Source organism: Paenibacillus sp. FJAT-26967 (genome assembly GCF_001541095.1).
Lineage (GTDB): Bacteria > Bacillota > Bacilli > Paenibacillales > NBRC-103111 > Paenibacillus_F.
The window spans coordinates 1-1908 of the sequence record NZ_LMXH01000016.1; the positions used below are offsets into that span (position 1 = coordinate 1).

The window sequence follows — 1908 nt, forward strand, 5'->3', positions numbered from 1 at the left end:
CGCTGCCGTGTTGACGAGGCTGCGGTGCTCGATCATGACGCCCTTGGGGCGTCCCGTCGTTCCCGACGTGTAGATCACGTAGGCTAGATCTTCCATGCGCGCTTCGCTGTCGTTAACGTCAGTTGCACTCACACCGGCTGCGCTGTACGTTGCATTCATATCAGCAGCATCAACGCTGAGTGTGCTGTTTGCTGCATTCACGCCAGCTGCATCTACTCCGGCTGCGCTGTTCGCTGCATTCGCTCCAGCAGCGTCCACACCGGCTGCACTGTACGCTGCATTCACGCCAGCAGCATCTACGCTGAGTGTGCTGTTCGCTGCATTCACGCCAGCTGCATCTACTCCGGCTGCGCTGTTCGCTGCATTCACGCCAGCAGCATCCACACCAGCTGCGCTGTACGCTGTCTCGTCGTCCAGGCACAGCACGCTTTGCAGCGGCAGCGCCACTCCCTCGTCCAGCCAGGCCCGGGTGCGCTCCAGCAGATGGCTCTGCGTTAGCAGCACGGATGCGCCGCTGTCCTCCAGCATGAACCGGATGCGGTCCTGCGGANCAGCCAGGCCCGGGTGCGCTCCAGCAGATGGCTCTGCGTTAGCAGCACGGATGCGCCGCTGTCCTCCAGCATGAACCGGATGCGGTCCTGCGGATAATCGGGGTCTATCGGTACGTACGCGCCTCCGGCTTTCCACACCCCGAGGACACCGACCAGCAGCTCCACGGAGCGGTCAGCCAGGATGCCGACGATGCTTTCGCGGCCAATGCCGCCCGTACGCAGCACGGCGGCCAGGCGACTGGCCCGTTCATTCAGCTCGTCGTACGTCAGCTGCGTATTTTCATACACCACCGCCGCTTGCGCTGGCATAAGTGCGGCCTGTTCTTCGAACAACCGGTAGAGCGGCTCTTCCGGCGGAAGTTCACCGGCAGGCTCCGCATTGAACTCCTGCTGGATCTGCTGTTTCTCTTCTGCGGTCATCATATCCAGCGCTGCAATTCTAGCCTCCGGTTGGATTACAATCGCTTCGAGCAGCTGCTCGAAATGCTTCGCCAACCGCTCTACTGTCTCCCTTTTATACAAAGCGGTCGAATATTCAATGGTATAGTCCAAGCCCTTGCTGTCTTCCATAACGTCCAGACTGAGGTCAAATTTGGCCATCCCATAGTCACTCGGATAGGGCTCCAGTTGAAGGCCTTCTACATCGAAATCTTTATTTTCTGTATTTTGCAGAGTAAACATCGTATCAAAAAGCGGGTTGCGGCTCAGATCACGGGCTACCTGCACCTTGTCCACCAGTTCTTCAAACGGATAGTTCTGGTTCTCGAAAGCACCCAGAGTCGTTTCCTTCACTTCCTCCAAATAGGTGAGGAAACTCTTCTCTCCGGCCGGATAATTACGAATGGCCAGCGTGTTAATGAACATTCCGATCAGCGGCTGAACATCCCCATGATTTCTTCCCGCAATAGGCGTACCTACGACCACGTCTTCCTGACCCGTGTACTTATGAAGCAGGATGGTATAAGCCGCAAGCAGGACCATATACAGCGTCGTACCGGTTTGGGCCGCCAGCTTCTTCAAGGCCTCGCTCTTACTCTCATCCATGACAAATTCAAGCGTATGTCCTTCGTAGCTTTGCACCGCCGGACGCGCATAATCAGCCGGCATCTCCAGAACAGGCAGTTCTCCTTGATATACATCCAGCCAGTAGGCTTCCTGCCGCTTCAATTGCTCCTGCTGCGCTTCGGACTGCTGCCATACGGCATAATCCTTGTACTGGATGCGCAGCGGCTCAAGCTTATCTCCGCTGTATAAGCCGACAAACTCTTCCACGAGCACGTCCATCGACACCCCGTCCGAGATAATGTGATGCATATCGAACAGCAGGATATGACGCTCCGGCTCCAGCTCGATAAGC

General features: G+C 56.8%; 1 protein-coding gene and 1 pseudogene. Both read right to left on the reverse strand.

What is annotated here, in order from left to right:
- Nucleotides 1-528: AMP-binding protein (locus AR333_RS25545; RefSeq protein WP_253735969.1), on the reverse strand; the 528-nt coding region annotated here is incomplete at its 3' end.
- A gap of 23 nt (nt 529-551) precedes the next feature.
- Nucleotides 552-1908 (reverse strand): annotated as a pseudogene (locus tag AR333_RS24020) (condensation domain-containing protein); the annotation flags it as partial.